Annotated in this window: 19 protein-coding genes; 11 read left to right on the forward strand and 8 right to left on the reverse strand. The window is 66.1% G+C overall.

Going from position 1 to position 17,229, the window contains the following annotated elements; all coding sequences use genetic code 11:
* Positions 1-530 precede the first annotated feature (530 nt).
* Positions 531-881, forward strand: a complete 351-nt coding sequence (locus ACI2JH_RS04070) for a DUF3301 domain-containing protein (protein WP_182655452.1) — start codon at positions 531-533, stop codon at positions 879-881.
* A gap of 42 nt (positions 882-923) precedes the next feature.
* Here the strand turns inward: ACI2JH_RS04070 and ACI2JH_RS04075 are convergent, their stop codons facing one another.
* The 7 genes from ACI2JH_RS04075 to ACI2JH_RS04105 form a co-directional block, all read right to left on the reverse strand.
* On the reverse strand, positions 924-1,394 hold the full coding sequence (locus ACI2JH_RS04075; protein WP_404735515.1) for a ClpXP protease specificity-enhancing factor: 471 nt from the start codon (positions 1,392-1,394) through the stop codon (positions 924-926).
* 78 nt (positions 1,395-1,472) lie between these two features.
* Entirely contained in the window at positions 1,473-2,108 is a 636-nt protein-coding gene (locus ACI2JH_RS04080) for a glutathione S-transferase N-terminal domain-containing protein (protein ID WP_182655450.1), read from the reverse strand.
* A 162-nt stretch (positions 2,109-2,270) separates the two neighbouring features.
* Positions 2,271-3,020 (reverse strand): cytochrome c1, encoded by a 750-nt coding sequence (locus tag ACI2JH_RS04085; RefSeq protein ID WP_101100017.1) that lies wholly within the window; start codon positions 3,018-3,020, stop codon positions 2,271-2,273.
* The gene (locus tag ACI2JH_RS04090; protein WP_101100016.1) at positions 3,013-4,272 is read right to left on the reverse strand and encodes a cytochrome bc complex cytochrome b subunit; all 1,260 of its coding nucleotides are present in this window, start codon (positions 4,270-4,272) and stop codon (positions 3,013-3,015) included. Before ACI2JH_RS04090 ends, ACI2JH_RS04085 begins: the two co-directional genes overlap by 8 nt.
* Positions 4,272-4,892, reverse strand: a complete 621-nt coding sequence (gene petA, locus ACI2JH_RS04095; RefSeq protein ID WP_101100015.1) for a ubiquinol-cytochrome c reductase iron-sulfur subunit — start codon at positions 4,890-4,892, stop codon at positions 4,272-4,274. Before petA ends, ACI2JH_RS04090 begins: the two co-directional genes overlap by 1 nt.
* Before the next feature lie 150 nt (positions 4,893-5,042).
* Positions 5,043-6,002, reverse strand: coding sequence for a lytic transglycosylase domain-containing protein (locus ACI2JH_RS04100; RefSeq protein ID WP_182655449.1), 960 nt, complete (start codon positions 6,000-6,002; stop codon positions 5,043-5,045).
* Positions 6,003-6,049: 47 nt separating this feature from the next.
* Positions 6,050-7,024: a helix-turn-helix transcriptional regulator gene (locus ACI2JH_RS04105; RefSeq protein ID WP_404735516.1), complete on the reverse strand. Its 975-nt coding sequence runs from the start codon at positions 7,022-7,024 to the stop codon at positions 6,050-6,052.
* 75 nt (positions 7,025-7,099) lie between these two features.
* On the opposite strand from ACI2JH_RS04105, the gene ACI2JH_RS04110 reads away from it, so the two are divergent.
* The 9 genes from ACI2JH_RS04110 (at position 7,100) to ACI2JH_RS04150 (ending at position 15,163) form a co-directional block, all read left to right on the forward strand.
* On the forward strand, positions 7,100-7,720 hold the full coding sequence (locus ACI2JH_RS04110; protein ID WP_404735517.1) for a glutathione S-transferase family protein: 621 nt from the start codon (positions 7,100-7,102) through the stop codon (positions 7,718-7,720).
* A 121-nt stretch (positions 7,721-7,841) separates the two neighbouring features.
* Positions 7,842-9,263 (forward strand): tRNA (N6-isopentenyl adenosine(37)-C2)-methylthiotransferase MiaB, encoded by a 1,422-nt coding sequence (gene miaB, locus ACI2JH_RS04115; protein WP_404735518.1) that lies wholly within the window; start codon positions 7,842-7,844, stop codon positions 9,261-9,263.
* Positions 9,264-9,490: 227 nt separating this feature from the next.
* Positions 9,491-10,477, forward strand: a complete 987-nt coding sequence (locus tag ACI2JH_RS04120; RefSeq protein ID WP_101100123.1) for a PhoH family protein — start codon at positions 9,491-9,493, stop codon at positions 10,475-10,477.
* On the forward strand, positions 10,474-10,959 hold the full coding sequence (gene ybeY / locus ACI2JH_RS04125; protein ID WP_404735519.1) for an rRNA maturation RNase YbeY: 486 nt from the start codon (positions 10,474-10,476) through the stop codon (positions 10,957-10,959). Before ACI2JH_RS04120 ends, ybeY begins: the two co-directional genes overlap by 4 nt.
* Positions 10,960-11,038: 79 nt before the next feature.
* Positions 11,039-11,233, forward strand: a complete 195-nt coding sequence (locus ACI2JH_RS04130; RefSeq protein WP_042614394.1) for a hypothetical protein — start codon at positions 11,039-11,041, stop codon at positions 11,231-11,233.
* Between the two features lie 95 nt (positions 11,234-11,328).
* Positions 11,329-11,883: a hypothetical protein gene (locus tag ACI2JH_RS04135; RefSeq protein ID WP_182655445.1), complete on the forward strand. Its 555-nt coding sequence runs from the start codon at positions 11,329-11,331 to the stop codon at positions 11,881-11,883.
* 110 nt (positions 11,884-11,993) lie between these two features.
* Positions 11,994-12,875 (forward strand): HlyC/CorC family transporter, encoded by an 882-nt coding sequence (locus ACI2JH_RS04140; protein WP_042614392.1) that lies wholly within the window; start codon positions 11,994-11,996, stop codon positions 12,873-12,875.
* Complete coding sequence (locus ACI2JH_RS04145; RefSeq protein ID WP_404735520.1) at positions 12,872-14,131, forward strand: DUF4105 domain-containing protein; 1,260 nt, start codon at positions 12,872-12,874, stop codon at positions 14,129-14,131. Before ACI2JH_RS04140 ends, ACI2JH_RS04145 begins: the two co-directional genes overlap by 4 nt.
* A 15-nt stretch (positions 14,132-14,146) precedes the next feature.
* Positions 14,147-15,163, forward strand: a complete 1,017-nt coding sequence (locus ACI2JH_RS04150; RefSeq protein WP_101100009.1) for a magnesium and cobalt transport protein CorA — start codon at positions 14,147-14,149, stop codon at positions 15,161-15,163.
* 10 nt (positions 15,164-15,173) lie between these two features.
* Here the strand turns inward: ACI2JH_RS04150 and ACI2JH_RS04155 are convergent, their stop codons facing one another.
* Positions 15,174-16,538 (reverse strand): NAD-dependent succinate-semialdehyde dehydrogenase, encoded by a 1,365-nt coding sequence (locus tag ACI2JH_RS04155; RefSeq protein WP_404735521.1) that lies wholly within the window; start codon positions 16,536-16,538, stop codon positions 15,174-15,176.
* A 283-nt stretch (positions 16,539-16,821) separates the two neighbouring features.
* Between ACI2JH_RS04155 and ACI2JH_RS04160 the strand changes: the two genes are divergently transcribed.
* Positions 16,822-17,211 carry a MoaF-related domain-containing protein gene (locus ACI2JH_RS04160; protein WP_404735522.1) on the forward strand — a complete coding sequence of 130 codons (390 nt, stop codon included), beginning with the start codon at positions 16,822-16,824 and terminating at the stop codon, positions 17,209-17,211.
* Positions 17,212-17,229: the final 18 nt, after the last annotated feature.

The raw sequence follows: 17,229 nt of genomic DNA on the forward strand, positions 1-17,229 counted from the left end.
GCGAGCGATGCAGTCGGAGAGGTGGGCCACAGTCTACTGTCGCGCCATTCGCAACGCAATTGCGACACATTCGCAACACGGGTGGCGCTCAGCCCGTGGCGACCGGCGCGCTGGAGCGAGAGCTGGGTTGGGCCGGGCGGTGGAGCTGGGCGGGGGACGGCAAGAGCCGCATCCATGCGGGCCTCGTTTCGCGCCGTCCAGGGCGCTCAACGCCCTCGCCCAGCCCCACCGCCCGACCCTCTGACAGGTTCCGGTGGCCGCCACCCGCGTTAGAAAGAAGAAGAAAAGCGGTAGCGCCGACCCATGGTCGGCGGAAACCCACAGACACCATTCCCCACCCTCCGCCGACCATGGGTCGGCGCTACCGGGGCCACCATGGACCTGTCGAAGGTGGGGCGGGAGCACACAGCCTTGCAGCTGTTGACGTTGACGTTGCTGCTGACGTTCGCTTAAAAGCCCGCGCGCAGCGCTTGAACTACGCCACCCGCTGCACCATCTTGTGGGTTCCTACTTCAATCAGTACGCCGACCATGCCTACCCTGATCCTGCTGATGATCGTCGGCGCCTGCGGCTACGCCTTCTGGAATTCGTCGCGCGCGGCGGCCGAGCGTGCCGGCGTGCTCGGGCGCAACGCCTGCAAGGCCGCCGACGTGCAGTGGCTGGACCAGAGCGTGCATGCCATCGGCCTGAAAGTGGCGCGCGGCGACGACGGGCGCCTCTGCTTCGAGCGCACCTTCAAGTTCGAATATTCGTATGACGGCATTGATCGCCATGTAGGCAGGATGGTCCTGCGTGGCGATGAGCTGGTGTCCTTCAGCGGACCCGGCGCGGCGCGGATCAGTGCGATCCGCCCCGACGTGGATGACGCCGAAGACGTCTGAGGGCGCGCGAAGGGAGCGACCATCGCCGCTCCTCCGTCAGGATTACTTCACCACGCGCAGCTGCGGACGGCCGCTCGGGCGCGGTGGCGGATTGCCGTCCGGCGGCGTGTCATCCGGCGTACCGTCGGCATCGGCCGACACGTCTTCCAGCGTCACTTCATCCTCGGCCGTTTCCGCACCGATGATGTCGTCAGGCAGCGCCATGCCCTGCCCGGTTTCGCGCGCGTATACGGCCAACACGGCGCTGATCGGCACCTGCACCGCAAAGCTCACGCCGGAAAAACGGGCCGAGAAACCGACCGACTCGTTGTCGATCGCCAGTCCCACCACCGCCCGTTCGGCGATGTTCAGCACCACGCGGCCGTCCTTGATGCTGGACGGCGGCACCTGCACGCCAGCCACGCCGGCATCCACCAGGATGTGCGGGGTCAGCTGGTTGTCATTGATCCATTCCACCAGGGCGCGCAACAGGTACGGGCGGTGGCTGGTCATCCGGAAGAATTCGTCAGTCATGCGTGAAGTGTACGCGCACGCCCCCCTGCGTGGCAGGGGAGCGGACCAAGTGTTGGGCAAACAGTCGGGAAGTGCGGGTCAGCCCGGCAGGTCGCGCAGCTTCTTTTCCTGGTCGGTCAGGCTGCGGATGAAGCCGGGATGGCGGAAGATCCGGTTGCCGTAATCCTCGATCGCCTTGCCGTCCTTCGGCAGCGGCACATCCAGCGCCTGCAGGCGCCAGATGATCGGCGCGACCGCACAGTCGGCCAGGGTCATTTCAGGATTCAGGAAGAACTTGCTGGCCTTGAACAACGGCACCGCGCTGGTCAACAGTTCCTTCAGTCGTTTGCGGCCGGCTTCGGCCTGGGTCTTGTTGCCCAGCTGGATGGCCTGCACCTGCGGCACCCAGTCATGCTCGATGCGCAGCATCGCAAGGCGGATGCGCGCACGCGACAGCGGATCGACAGGCATCAACGGCGGATGCGGATAGCGCTCATCAAGATATTCGCTGACCACCGACGCCGCATACAGCACCAGCTCGCGCTCCACCAGGGTGGGCACGGAGTGATAGGGGTTGAGGTCGATCAGGTCTTCAGGCGGATGTTGCGGATCCACCGGCACAAAGTCATAGGTGACGCCCTTGGCCGCAAGGACCAGACGTACCCGGTGACAGAGCACATCGTCGTTCGAGGAAAACAGCGTCAGGGTATTACGCATGCGTACGCTCGCCGCCATCAAAGGCTCTCCAACGACAGGAGTCCGCCTGCCGCATCGGCGCTGCCGGACCATTTCCGACAGTCGACTCTTTCCCGAGTGTGCAACCGACGCTCACAAAAGCCAATAGGCCAAGGGTATTGGGCCATGCATCAACGCAAACGACCGCGCATGCCGCAGCCGTCAATGGACATCCTTCCAGTAATCCTTCTTCAGCAGGTACAGCAGGAAGGTCAGGAAGGCCAGGAACAGCACTACCCAGACACCCAGCTGCTGGCGCTTGAGCGCGGCGGGTTCGCCGGCGTAGGCCAGGAAGTTGGTGATGTCACGCACGGCCTGGTCGTATTGCCCTGGATCCACATTGCCCGGCGCGCGCAGCTCCAATGCCAGCACCGGCGGGTCCAGCCCCGGCGCTTCCGGCTTGCCATGCACGGCATGCTGCAGGCCCTGCATCTGCCACAGCGGATTGGGCATGGAGGCATTGGGGAACACGGTGTTGTTCCAGCCCAACGGACGGCTGCTGTCCAGGTAGAACGACTTCAGATACGTGTAGACCCAGTCCGGCCCGCGCACCCGCGAGATCAGGCTGAGATCGGGAGGCATCTTGCCGAACCATTTCTCCGCTTCGGCCTTCGGCATCGATACCGGCACCGGATCGCCAATCGCCGAGCCGGTGAAGTTGAGGTTGTTCATCACCTCTTCTTCGGTCAGGCCCAGGTCGGCGGCCATGCGCGAGTAACGCAGGTATTTCAGCGCATGGCAGCTGGAGCAGTAGTTCATGTACAGCTGCGCGCCGCGCTGCAGGGACGCGCGATCACCGAGGTCGTTGCCGGCCTGCAGCATCTTCGCCGTGCCTTCGGCGGCAGCGGCCAGGCCGCTTGCCAGCAGCATCGTGGCCACCAGGGCCATCCGCACCATCCAGCGCTCAGTCATGCGTGGTCACCCTTTCCGGTACCGGCTTGGTCTTGTCCAGTCGCGTCCATATCGGCATGGTGAGGAAGAAGGCGAAATACAGGAAGGTCAGCACCCGTCCCACCCAGGTTTCCCACACCGCCGTACCCGGGCCCGAACCGATCACGCCCAGCCAGATGAAGCACACCACCAGCACGCCCAGCATCACCTTGGATATCCAGCCGCGGTAACGCACCGACTTGACCTTGCACTTGTCCAGCCAGGGCACCAGGAACAGGATCGCGATCGCCGAGAACATCACGATCACCCCGCCCAGCTTGTTCGGGATCACCCGCAACATCGCGTAATAAGGGGTGTAATACCAGACCGGCTTGATGTGTTCGGGGGTCACCAGGCGGTTGGCCTCGGTGAAGTTGTCGTGCTCCAGGAACTGCCCGCCGAAGGCCGGGGCGAAGAAGATGATGAAGGCGGCGATGACCAGCAGGAACCCGGCCCCTACCGCATCCTTCATCGTGTAATACGGGTGGAACGGGATGCCATCGGTGGGCGCGGTCGGCGACCAGCGGTTGCCCTTCGGCCCCTTCTTGATCTCCACGCCATCAGGATTGTTCGACCCGACCTCGTGCAGTGCGCCCAGGTGCAGCACCACCAGCAGCAGCAGCACCAAAGGCAGGGCGATGACGTGCAGGGCGAAGAACCGGTTGAGCGTGGCGTCGCTGGGCAGGTAGTCGCCCATGATCCATTCGGTCAGCCCGTTGCCGATCACCGGAATGGCGCCGAACAACGAAATGATCACCTTCGCGCCCCAGAACGACATCTGGCCCCACGGCAGCACGTAGCCCATGAAGGCTTCGGCCATCAGCACCAGGTAGATCAGCATGCCGAGGATCCACACCAGTTCGCGCGGCTTCTGGTAACTGCCGTAGAGCAGCCCGCGGAACATGTGCAGGTAGACCACGATGAAGAACAGCGAGGCACCGGTGGAGTGCATGTAACGGATCAGCCAGCCCCACTCCACGTCGCGCATGATGTATTCGACCGAAGCGAACGCTTCGGCCGCGCTGGTCTTGTAGTGCATCGTCAGGAAGATGCCGGTGACGATCTGGTTGACCAGGATCAGCATGGCCAGCGAACCGAAGTAGTACCAGATGTTGAAATTCTTCGGTGCGTAGTACTCGCTGACGTGCTTGCGATACACCGGCATCAGCCCCGGCGCGCGCGCGTTGACCCACTCGGCGACACCGCTGGCGGTGCGGGCAAGGATGTTGGCCATCAGGCAGTTCCCTCCGGATCCACGCCGATGATCAGGGTGTTGTCATCCTGGTAGTGATGCGGCGGCACCAACAGGTTGGTCGGGGCCGGGACATCATTGAAGACCCGCCCGGACATGTCGAAGCGCGACTTGTGGCAGGGGCAGAAATAACCGCCCTTCCACTGCGCGTCATACGGTTCGGGACGGATCTCGGCGACCATTTCCGGCGAACACCCCAGGTGCGTGCACAGCCCGACCAGCACCGATACCGCCGGCTTGATCGAGCGCAGCTCCGGGTTTTCCTTCAGCACATACTCCGGCTGCTGGTCCTTGACGCTGGATTCGGGATCCTTCAGCCGGCCGTCCAGGCCCGGCAGCGCCTCGAGCACCGCCTTGGACCGTTTGACGATCCAGATAGGCTGCCCACGCCACTCCAGGATCAGCCGTTGGCCTTCCTGCAGGGCACTGATGTCAGCGGTGATCGGTGCCCCGGCCAATTTGGCACGCGCACTGGGATTCCAGGACTTGATGAAAGGAACTGCGACGAAACCGACGCCGACTGCACCGACCACCGCCGTGGTGGCAGAAAGGAAACGGCGACGTCCATGGTTCACTGGATCGTATACCCCATCGTTGGCCATCCGGCACTCCGATATTGATTAGGTAGCTTTAAGGCTGCCGGCAACCTGGTGGGGGCCAGGCCGCTTTGAATCTGAAACGAGTGTAGCGAAACGTTTGTCGCGGTCAATGTGCCAGTGCAGCAGCGCCACGCCGCTGGACCGGCCGTGCAGCTACTGGTTGCTTGCCAGCGCTCCCCGGTAGCGTTCGGCAAGCTGCCCGACCCGCTGCACGTAGTAGCGCGTTTCACTGTAAGGCGGCACGCCGCCATGCCGGTCCACCGCGCCTTCACCAGCGTTGTAGCCGGCAGCGGCAAGCGTCAGGTCGCCATTGAAGCGCTTCAACAACCACGACAGGTACTGCACGCCGCCGCGGATGTTCTGCGCCGCATCGTAGGAGTCGGTGACGCCGAAGCGTGCGGCGGTCGGCGGCATCAGCTGCATCAGGCCCTGCGCGCCGGCGCGGCTGAGCGCGGTCGGGTTGTAGGCCGATTCGGCATGGATGATCGCGCGCACGATGGCTTCTTCCACGCCGTACTGGCGGGCCGCCGCGGCGATCTCCGCCTGGAAGGCGGTGGTGTTCAGACGTACCGAGCCGAAATTGACACCCGGCTGGGTGCCGCAGGCGAAACACCGCTCGATGAAGCTGTAACGGATGGTGCGCACCTGTTCCAGGCTGGCGACCTGCCGCGAAGGACGTGCGCTGGTGTAATGACGCACCCCGTCCTGCATGTAGGAATAGACCTGGCCGCTGACCACGCGCCCCGCCTTGTTCTGCGGCTTTGGCGCTGCGACCGGAGTCAAGGCAGGGGTGACGGAAGGTGAGGCGATCACCGCGGCGGTGGTGCTGGCGACCGCCGTGGCCGCGCCCATCATCCCGACCGGGACCGCGCCGGCGGCCGGTGCTTCACGCCGAGCGGCCACCGCAACCGGCGCTGCAGGGGCCACCGCCGGTCGTGGCGCACGGCTGTCGCGGGTGTAGCTGATGACGCTGCACTGCGCGCCGGCCACCCGCTTGCTGACATAGCTCGGCACGCCGTCGGCACCGACGCACTTGTATAGATTGCCGGCACTGGCCGGCACGGCAACCAGTGCAGCAACGATGAGTGCCGCGATCCCCAAGATCCCCTTCATGGGCGCGAGTGTCCCAGCTTGTGCGGCCCTTGCCAAGCACGTCACGCTCAAACCGGGCGTGAAGATCCCGCATCGGCCATCACCGCGGCCAGCCCGTCCAGGCAGGCGACCATCTCGGCACGCAGCGCCGCAGACGTCGTCTCGATGCGCAGGGGCCGGATGCCCAGGCTGAGGATCTGGCTGGCCAGCATCGCCGGCGTGTCGGCCCCGACGTGCAGGATGCAGTGCTCCGGACCACCTTCCTGCAGCACCCCGCACCAGGGTGGCACCTGCGGGGCCAACTGTTGGAGCGACCCGGGCAGGTGCACTTCGGCCTTGAGCATGAAGGGCGCCTGGCTGACCGCCTGGTGCACCGCCACTTCCGGCGGCACCGACAGCGCGCGACGCATGCCCTGCCCCGGCAACGACTGCAGGCCACTGATACGGTCCACGCGCAGGGTGCGCCAGTCGGCCCGGCCGTGGTCCCAGGCCAGCAGGTACCAGCAGCGGCCGTAGTTCACCAGATGCTGGGCATCGACCCGGCGATGCGTGGCTGCGCCGCCATGGCTCAGGTAATCGAACGCCAGCGGCGCGGCCTGCCTGCAGGCCACCGCCAGCTTGCCCAGCAGCTGGCCGTCCACGCTTGGCTTCTGCGACAGGGTGGCGGTGGCAGCATGGATCTCGCCGGCCTGCTGGCGCCGACGGCTGGGCACCAGCGGGTCCAGCTTGGTCAGCACCGAGCGCGCGGTGTCCTCCATGCCGGCCATGCTGGAGGCCGCCGCGCGCAGCGCCAGGGCGATGGCGGTGGCCTCTTCTTCTTCCAGCAGCAGCGGCAGCAACGGTCCGCCGGCGCCCATCCGGTAGCCTCCGCCTACCCCGGAAGATGCCCGCACCGGATAGCCCAGCTCCCGCAGCCGCTGGATGTCACGGCGGATGCTGCGCCGGTCCACCTGCATCCGCTCGGCCAGTTCGCCCCCGGACCAGTGCTGGCGGGCCTGCAGCAGGGCGATCAGGCGCAACAGGCGGTGGGCGGTATGCGACATTTGCACGGCTATCGAGGTCAGGAGTTGTCCGCGATACTGCGCCACCATGGCGGCTCATTCCACTGGAGCGCAACCATGACCACCCGCCATGTCACCCTTTACCACGCCTCCCCGTCGCGTTCGAGCGGGGTGCTGGTCCTGCTCGAAGCCCTCGGCGCGGATTACGCGCTGGAACTGCTCAGCCTGAAGCAAGGCGACAACCTGGCGCCGGCCTACCTTGCCCTCAATCCCATGGGCAAGGTGCCCGCGATCGTGCATGACGGCGTTCTGGTGACCGAACAGGTCGCGGTTTACCAGTACCTGGCCGAGCTGTACCCGGAGGCCGGGCTGGCCCCACCGGCAAGTGATCGGCTGCGCGGTCCGTTCCTGCGCTGGCTGGCGTTCTATGGTTCGTGTTTCGAGCCGGCGATGGTCGACAAGGCGATGAAGCGCGATCCGGCGCCTCGCGGCATGTCGCCTTATGTGGATGCGGAAACCGTGCTGGCCGTGGTGGAAGAGCAGCTGCTGCAGGGGGACTACCTGCTGGGTGAGCGCCTGTCCGCGGCGGATTTCCTGTGGGGCAGCGCGCTGGGCTGGATGAGCGGTTTCGGCCTGCTGCAGCCCGGCCCGGCGACGGCGGCGTACATCGCCCGGATGGGCGCACATCCGGCTGTTCTGCGCGGGAAAGCGCTGGACGCGGGGCTGGAAGCGGCCTGAGGCCGATGCGGACGGCCCGCTGGCCACAGCCCGCTGCGCTTGCCGACCATGGGTCGGCGCCACCGGGGGCTGGCTCCGGTAAACTACGGGGCCATCACCCCACCCGCCTGGATTGATCGCCATGACCGGGACGCCAGACGTCTTCCTGCCCGCCAGCCCGGGCGACACCCCCCTGTTGCCCCTGCCCGCCGGTCCGCGCAAGCCCGGCACGGTGCGCGGCAAGCTGTACATCAAGACCCACGGGTGCCAGATGAACGAGTACGACTCGGCCAAGATGGCCGACGTGCTCGCCGCCAGCGACGGGCTGGAGCTGACCGATCGGCCCGAAGAGGCCGACGTGATCCTGGTCAACACCTGTTCCATCCGCGAAAAAGCCCAGGAGAAAGTCTTCAGCCAGCTCGGCAACTGGAAGGCGTTCAAGAACAACGGCCGCGAGGTGATCATCGGCGTGGGCGGCTGCGTGGCCTCGCAGGAAGGTGAAGCGATCATCAAGCGCGCGCCCTACGTGGACCTGGTGTTCGGACCACAGACCCTGCACCGCCTGCCGGAACTGATCCGCGCACGTCGCGAGCAGAACCGTCCGCAGGTCGACATCAGCTTCCCGGAGATCGAGAAGTTCGACAACCTGCCCGCCCCGCGCGCCGAAGGAGCGTCGGCGTTCGTGTCGATCATGGAAGGCTGCTCCAAGTACTGCTCGTTCTGCGTGGTGCCCTACACCCGCGGCACGGAAGTCAGCCGGCCGTTCGAGGACGTGGTGGTGGAAGTGGCCGAACTTGCCGCGCAGGGCGTGCGCGAGATCAACCTGCTCGGGCAGAACGTCAATGCCTACCGTGGCCCATACGGCGAAGGCGAGTTCGCCGACCTCGGGCTGCTGATCCGCACCATCGCCGAGATCGACGGCGTCGGGCGCATCCGCTTCACCACCTCGCATCCGTTGGAGTTCAGCGATTCGCTGGTGGACGCCTTCCGCGACGTACCGCAGCTGGCCAACTTCCTGCACCTGCCAGTGCAGGCGGGCAGCGACCGCGTACTGTCGGCGATGAAGCGCGGCTACACCGCGCTGGAATTCAAGTCGAAGATCCGCAAGCTGCGCGCGGTGCGCCCGGATATCTCGATCAGCTCGGATTTCATCGTCGGTTTCCCTGGCGAGACCGACGCGGACTTCGAGAAGACCATGAAACTGATCGAAGACATCGGCTTCGACCAGAGCTTCTCCTTCATCTATTCGCGTCGCCCCGGCACGCCGGCGGCAGACCTGGAAGACACCATCAGCGACGCGGAAAAGCACGCCCGGCTGACGCGCCTGCAGGCGCGCATCAACCAGCATGCCAGCGGGATCTCCGAGCGCATGGTCGGCACGGTGCAGTCGGTACTGGTGGAAGGTCCTTCGCGCAAGGATCCCAACGAACTGAGCGGCAAGACCGAGAACATGCGCACGGTCAACTTCGCCGCACCGCCGCGGCTGGTCGGGCAGTTCGTCGATGTGCTGATCACCGAGGCGTACGCCAATTCGCTGCGCGGACGGGTGATGGAGCGCACCTGAGCGCTCCGGCAGGCGGTGCGCTGGCGAGGAAATGACCAGCACCTGGCCAGCGTTGCCCTCACTGGCTTTGCGCGGCTTATCCACACCTTCTTCGCATGCCCGCCCACAGTGCCTGTGGAAAGCAGGCCGGAGCCGCGATGCGGTGGCGGTCCGTGCATGACAGCGCTACTCTGTTGTCCCATTCCAAGCCCTGCGGCACGGTCGTCCCGGCGGTGCCGCCTGATGCAATGACCGCACTTGCCCACCGCGATTTCACCCTGTCCCCGGAAGACACCGAACGGCTTGCCAACCTGAGCGGCCCCTTCGATGGCCACCTGCGCCAGATCGAACTGAAACTCGGCGTGGAGATCGCCAACCGCGCCCACGTGTTCCGCATCACCGGACCGGCCGAAGCCGCCGCCGAAGCCCAGAAGCTGGTCGAGGCCCTGTACGAAGAGGCCGCCGAAGTCACCTTCGACAGCCAGGCCATCCACCTGCGGCTGAACCAGGCCAACGTGGAGCACATCGCCGAACGCGCCTACGAGGCGCAGGACGTGGCGATCAAGGTCAAGCGCGGCACGGTACGCGGACGCGGTGCCAACCAGGCCCGCTACCTGCACCAGATCGCCGCGCATGACATCAATTTCGGCATCGGCCCGGCCGGTACCGGCAAGACCTTCCTGGCCGTGGCCAGCGCGGTGGAAGCACTGAACGAATCGCGCGTGCAGCGGCTGATCCTGGTGCGCCCGGCAGTGGAAGCCGGCGAGAAGCTCGGCTTCCTGCCCGGCGACCTGTCCCAGAAAGTCGATCCGTACCTGCGCCCGCTGTACGACGCGCTGTATGAAATGCTGGGCGTGGAAAAGGTCGTCAAACTGCTGGAAAAGAACGTGATCGAGATCGCGCCGCTGGCCTATATGCGCGGCCGCACGCTCAACGACGCGTTCGTGATCCTGGACGAAGCACAGAACACCACCATCGAACAGATGAAGATGTTCCTGACCCGGCTGGGCTATGGTTCCACCGCCGTGGTCACCGGCGACCTGACCCAGACCGACCTGCCCAAGCATGTGAAGTCCGGCCTGCGCGATGCCATCGACGTGCTGCGTGATGTCGAAGGGGTGAGCTTCACCTTCCTGGAGGCCCGCGATGTCGTGCGCCATCCGCTGGTGGCCCGGATCGTCACCGCCTATGACCGTCGCGACCTGCACGAAATCCAGCCCGGAGCCACCCCATGACCAAGGGCCCCGTCCGCCTTGATGTTGCGGTCAGCTATGCCCTGCCCCGCACCGGGCTGCCCTCGGCGGTGAGTTTCCGGAAGTGGGTGGCGGCGGCGCTGAAAGGCCGCATCCGCGAGGCGGATCTTGCCATCCGGCTGGTCGATGCCAAGGAAGGTCAATCCCTCAACCGCCACTACCGCGGCAAGGATTACGCCACCAACGTGCTCAGCTTTCCGGCCGAACTGCCCGAAGGCCTGCCGAAGGGGGTGAAGTTCCCGCTGCTGGGTGACCTGGTGATCTGCGCGCCGGTGGTGGCACGCGAAGCCGGCGAACAGGCCAAGGCGCTCAACGCCCACTATGCGCACCTCACCGTGCACGGGGTGCTGCACCTGCTCGGATGGGACCACGAGGACGACAAGGAAGCCGACGCGATGGAACAGCTGGAGCGCGAGATCCTGGCCGAGCTCGGCATTTCCGATCCCTATGCCGGCGAGCGCTGAAGCTGTCGCTGACGGCTCTTCCGTAGGCCATGGGGTTCGTGCTTCAATCCCGCGTCGATTTCATGCCAGGAAGGCTGTGATGCTGGAACAACGTCCGACCGCCGTCGCTCCCCTGCTGCTCGTTCTCGGCGCGGCCTGCGCGCTGGGTGCAGGCTGGCTGCCGCTCTCCCCGAACAGCGGCATGGCGGTGACCGCACTGGGTACCGTCGGCGCGGTGCTGGCAGCCGGTCCGGCCTGGCGCTGGTGGACCCGCAGCGAGCAGCGCCTGCGCTGACCGGCACAGCACGCTTGGCAGGACACCGTTGGTCGTCACCGGCGTGGTGCCGCTATCATCGGGCATCCTGCCCAGCGCACGCCCGTTGATTTCCGATGACACTGCCCGCCCGCATCGCCCTGCTGATCCTGTTGCCTGCACTGCCGGCCGCCGCCGCCGGCGTGGACATTCCGGCGCTGGTCGAGTGCCGCCAGGGAATCGCCGAGCATGCCGCCCTTGGCGCTGCCACCGCCGATCCGCTGAAGGCGGTCGCACTCGGCCTGCAGCCGATGCCACAGCAGAATCAGTTCATGACCGAATTCCGCCTGGCCAACCCCGCCACGGTGTTCGGCCGGCAGACCGACCATATCGCGCTGGCCGGCGCCAGCGTCATGGCCGTGCTCGACCTGGATGATCCGCGGCCGTTGGCCGGCGAATTGAAGCTGGAGACCGCCTACGACGCAGACGGCAAGTTCATGGCCGGGCGTGAAGTAGTCAGCCGGGACACCACTGATCCGAAGACCGGTGAGCCCATGATCGAGTCGATCATCCTCAGCGTGTCCACCGTCCGCAGCCACCCCGGCCAGACCCTGGCGGGCTGCACTTACAGCCTGGACCTGCCGGCGGAAGAAGCGACTGCCCCGGCCCCGACGGCGTCCGCAGAGGGCTGAACACGGCCTTCGGGGCCGGCCCTTGGCGTCGGCGGCAGACGCGTTGCACGTCCCGCCATCCTGCTAGACTGCGTCCATCGCCCGGCCTGCCGGGTGCCTTTTTTCCCGAGATGTCTGAAGACGACAGTACAAGCTCCGCACAGGAGCACAGTGAGAAGAAACGCAGCTGGCTTGAACGCCTGGGTGCTGCGTTTTCCGGTGAACCGCATACGCGCGACCAGCTGGTTGCGGTGCTGCACACAGCACACGAAGACGGCCTGATCGCGGCCGACACCCTGCGCATGATGGAAGGTGCCATTTCGGTTGCCGACCTGACCGTGGGCGATGTCATGATTTCGCGTTCGCAGATGGTGTCGCTGCCGGTGGAGGCCCCGTTCCTGGAGCTGATGCAGCAGGTGGTCGAATCCGGCCATTCGCGCTTCCCGGTGCACGGCGACAACAAGGACGACATCCTCGGCGTGCTGCTGGCCAAGGACCTGCTGCGCGGCGTGGTGGCCGACAACGGTCCGGGCAACATCCGCGAGCTGCTGCGGCCGGCAGTGCTGATCCCCGAAGCCAAGCGCCTGAACGTGCTGCTGAAGGAATTCCGCCTGTCGCGCAACCACATGGCCATCGTGGTCGACGAGTACGGCGGCGTCGCCGGGCTGGTCACCATCGAGGACGTGCTGGAACAGATCGTCGGAGAGATCGACGACGAGCACGACGAAGCCGAGGATCCGACCGCCGGCATCGCCATCCAGGCCGACGGCCAGTACGTGGTGGATGCGCTGACCGCCATCGGCGACTTCAACGAGCGCTTCGGCGCTACCTTCCCCGATGATGACTACGACACCATCGGCGGACTGGTCACCGAAGCCATCGGCCACCTGCCGGAGATCGGCGACGAGCTGGCCCTGGACCGCTTCATGTTCCGTGTTGCCCGTGCCGACGCCCGTCGCGTGCAGGCTTTCCACGTGACCGTGTTGCCGGCGGACGAGCAGGAAAACGCTTGAACCTTCGCACTGGAACGCTGCTGAGCTGCTGGCTGGCGGTACTGCTGTTGGCCGGCCTGCTGGGCCTGCCCATGCGGGCACTGGCGCAGCAGCCGGCGGCCGAGTCGGTTGCCCGCGCAGCAACCGACCCGGCGGTACCGCGCATCGGCGTGGTCACCATGCAGCCGGGCACGATCTTCTTCGAGCGCTTCGGCCACGATGCGATCGTGGTGGTCGACCCGGCCAGCGGCGCCGCCACCTCGTACAACTTCGGCTACTTCGACCCGGGTGAGCCTGATTTCATCAGCCGCTTCGTGCGTGGCGAAATGATGTATTACCTGGTCGCGTTGCCGCTGGAGCAGGACCTGGGCTACTACGACCAGGCCGGCCGCGGCGCCAGCGTGCAGTGGCTCGACCTGGACCCGGCGCAGGCGCGTGCACTGGCCGCCGACCTGGCCGAACGTGCCAAGCCGGAGAACGCACGCTACCGCTACGACTACTACACCGCCAACTGCGCCACGATGGTGCGCGACACGCTGGACAAGGCACTGGACGGCGGCCTGCACGCGCAGCTGTCCGGCCGTTCGCGCGGCAACACCTACCGCAGCGAATCGGTGCGCCTGGCATCGCCCGCACCGTGGATGTGGCTCGGCTTCGACCTGGGCCTGGGCCCGTTCGCCGACCAGCCGCTGTCGCGTTGGCAGGAGGCCTTCGTGCCGATGCGGCTGGCCGATGCGCTGCGCCAGGCGCGCAACAGCGAAGGACGTCCGCTGGTGCAGTCCGAACAACAGCTGCTGGCCCACCGCATCGATGCCGAACCGGCTGAACGCGCGCGTGCCTGGTGGCCGTGGCTGGTACTCGGGCTCGGGCTGGGCGCCGGGGTGATCGCGCTGCGTCGGCGGCCGCGCCTGCTGGCCGCACTGGCGCTGCCGTTCTGGACCTTCAGCACGATCGCCGGCGGCCTGCTGGTGTTCCTGTGGGGCTTCAGCGACCACCACGCCGCATGGGCCAACCGCAACCTGCTGCAGCTTTCACCGCTGTGCCTGCTGCTGCTGCCCGGCGCGGTCGCGCTGCTGCGCCGTCGCGCCCCCGGCCGCCTGTTCCGCATCACCCTGTGGAGCGTGGCGATGCTGTCAGTGGCGGGATTGGTGCTGCATTGGCTCAGCCTGCAGGCGCAGTACAACATCCAGTGGATCGTGCTGCTGCTGCCCGTGCACGCCGCGCTGGCCTGGGTGCTGGGCCGACGCCTGCCGCGATTGGCGCTTCACGCACACTGACGCAGGATACGTGGCATGACCCTGCCTGATACCACCGGCCCCGCCCCGCACAACCCCGCGTGCGTCATCAACTGTGTCCATTATGACGATGATGGCAAACGCCATGACATCAGCCTGGATGCGATCAGCGACGTGATCGCCAGCGGTAACGGCTTCGTATGGGTCGGCCTGTACGATCCGGCCGATTCGGTCCTGTTGAAACTGCAGGAGGAATTCGGCCTGCACGACCTGGCCATCGAAGACGCGCGCAACGCACACCAGCGGCCGAAGGTGGAAACCTACGGCAACTCGATGTTCGTGGTGGTCACCACCGCGCAGATGGTCGACGAGCGCATCCAGTACGGCGAAACCCATGCTTTCGTGGGGCCTCGCTTCCTGGTCACCGTGCGGCATGGCGCATCGCTGTCCTATGCACCGGTGCGCGCACGCGTGGAGCGCGAGCCGCATCTGCTGAAGATGGGCCCCTCTTATTGCCTGTACGCGGTGCTGGACTTCGTGGTCGACAACTACCTGCCGATCACCAACCGCTTCCGCGATACGCTGGAGCTGCTGGAAAAAGATATCTTCGCCGAGAACTACAAGCGCAGCACCGTGGTGCGCCTGTACGAACTCAAGCGCGAGCTCAACAAGATGCGCATGGCAGTGGCTCCGCTGCAGGACGTACTCTCGGCGCTGAGACGCTATCCCGCTGAAGCCGGGCTGGTGCCCGATGAGGTCAAGCTGTACATCCGCGATGTGCATGACCATGCGGTGCGGATCAGCGATGTGATCGATACGCTGCGCGAGATGCTGGGCACCGCGCTCAGCGTCAACCTGTCACTGGTCACGCTGGCGCAGGGCGAAACGGTCAAGCGCCTCGGCGCCTGGGCCGCCCTGCTGGCGGCACCGACGCTGATCACCAGCTGGTATGGCATGAACTTCACCCACATGCCCGAGCTGGATCAGCCGTGGGCCTACCCGGCGATGATCATCGGCGTCGGCGCGGTCTGCGTGGGGCTGTTCCGGCTGTTCAAGCGCGTGCGCTGGCTGTAACCGGTAGCGCTCAGGCCACGTAGATCGTCTTGATGTTCATGAACTCATGGATGCCGTGCTCGGCCAGTTCGCGGCCGAAACCGGACTCCTTGCTGCCGCCGAACGGCAGCCGCACGTCGCTCTTGACGATGGAATTGACGAATGCCGCGCCGCACTCCATCTGTTGCGCGAACGCTTCGCCACGCGCCGCATCGGTGGTCCACACGCTGCCCCCCAGCCCGAAGCGGGTATCGTTGGCCACCCTCAGGGCGTCCGCTTCGTCCTTCACCCGGATCACCGCGGCAACCGGGCCGAACAGCTCTTCATCATAGGCCGGCATGCCCGGCCCGACCTGGTCCAGCACGGTTGCCGGATACCCTGCGTGGCTGCCGGCCACCGGCTCGCCGCCGGCCAGTATCCGCGCGCCCTTGGCAACGCTGGCCTGGACCTGCTTGTGCAGTTCATCGCGCAGGTCGGCCCGCGCCATCGGCGCCAGCGTGGTCCGCGCGTCGGCAGGATCGCCATATCGACGCTCGCCGGCTGCGGCGACGAAGCGTTCGGTGAAAGCATCAGCCACCGCCTCGAGCACGATGAACCGCTTGGCCGCGATGCAGGTCTGTCCGCTGTTGTCGAAGCGGGACTTCACCGCCGCCTCGACCGTCTTGTCCAGGTCCGCGTCATCGAGCACGACAAAGGCATCGCTGCCGCCCAGTTCCATCACGCACTTCTTCAGGACGTCACCGGCGGTGGCGGCGATCGAGCGCCCTGCCCGCTCGCTGCCGGTCAGGGTGACTGCTTTCACCCGGCGGTCGCGCAGCACCTCGGCGGCCTGGTCGTTGTCGATATGCAGCACATCGAACACGCCATCGGGCAGGCCACCGGCGCGCACCACCTCGTTGATGAGGTCCGCGCATTGCGGCACGTTGCTGGCGTGCTTGAGCAGGGCCACGTTGCCGGCCATGAACGCCGGCGCGAGGAAGCGGAATACCTGCCAGATCGGGAAATTCCACGGCATCACCGCGAACACGCAACCGATCGGCTCGTAGCGCACGTAGCTGCGCTGCGCCTCGGTATCGATCAACTGCGGCTTCAGGTAGTCGGCAGCATGGTCGGCGTAGTACTCGCAGGCGGCCGCGCATTTTTCCACTTCCGCCAGCGCCTCGGCCTTCAGTTTGCCCATCTCGCGGGTCATCGCGTCCTGGATGTCGTCCTTGCGGGCGCGCAGCTGGGCACCAATGCCGCGCAGCACCTTCGCGCGCTCCTGCAGGGACGTGGCGGACCACGCCGGAAAGGCGCTGGCCGCAGCCTGCAGGCGCTGTTCGATCCCGGCCTTGTCCAGCAGCTCATGGCGATAGTCCACGTGGCCGGTGGTGGGATTGACGATCTCGACGGTCATGGAGGGCTCCTGTAAGTCAGGCATCCATTCTGCGCCGCCCAACGTGAGCCGGATGTTGCCGGGTCGGCTGTCTCGGCACCCGAGGGTGCGACCGGATGTCGCTCTCATCTACCGGCCCGGGGTAAGACGGACACATCGCACCAGCCGTCAATCCCCGACCGGCTTCCCTCTTACGCCGCTGGGGCCCAGGCGGTGAAACTTCCTCTGCGCCAGCCCTCACGCCAGCGCCATCCACGGCCTTCAAACAGGCCCACAAGGAAACGTCGTGTACAGGAAGATCATCATGAGCACACTGCTGGGGTTGACCGCCGCCGCCGCCCTGGCCAGTCCCACGCCGCAGACGCATCCGGACCATCCGTACCCCGGCATCGGCAGGGTCGTGGAGGTGGATTTCGGCGAGAATGCCTACGAACTGCGGTTCGAAGAAGATGGCCGCACAATGACCTACGTCGGCATCCGCGGTCCCGAGCAGGGCGAAACCGAAACCGTTGAATACACCGCCATCGCCACAGCGCCGGACCATTATCTTCTCTACTGGATCGAGCCGGTCCATCGGGCGACGGTCGCGCAGGTCCAGGACTGGTTCGCAGACCGCGTCTACACCAACATCACCAGCGAAGAACTGGAGTTCACCAATCTGAGCGGAACGCTGCGCGACAAGGGGCCTCTCTGACCGGCTGAGCCGGCCCGG

Origin of the sequence: Stenotrophomonas sp. NPDC078853 (genome assembly GCF_044901215.1) — a bacterium.
In the GTDB taxonomy this organism is placed as follows: Bacteria; Pseudomonadota; Gammaproteobacteria; order Xanthomonadales; family Xanthomonadaceae; genus Stenotrophomonas; species Stenotrophomonas lacuserhaii.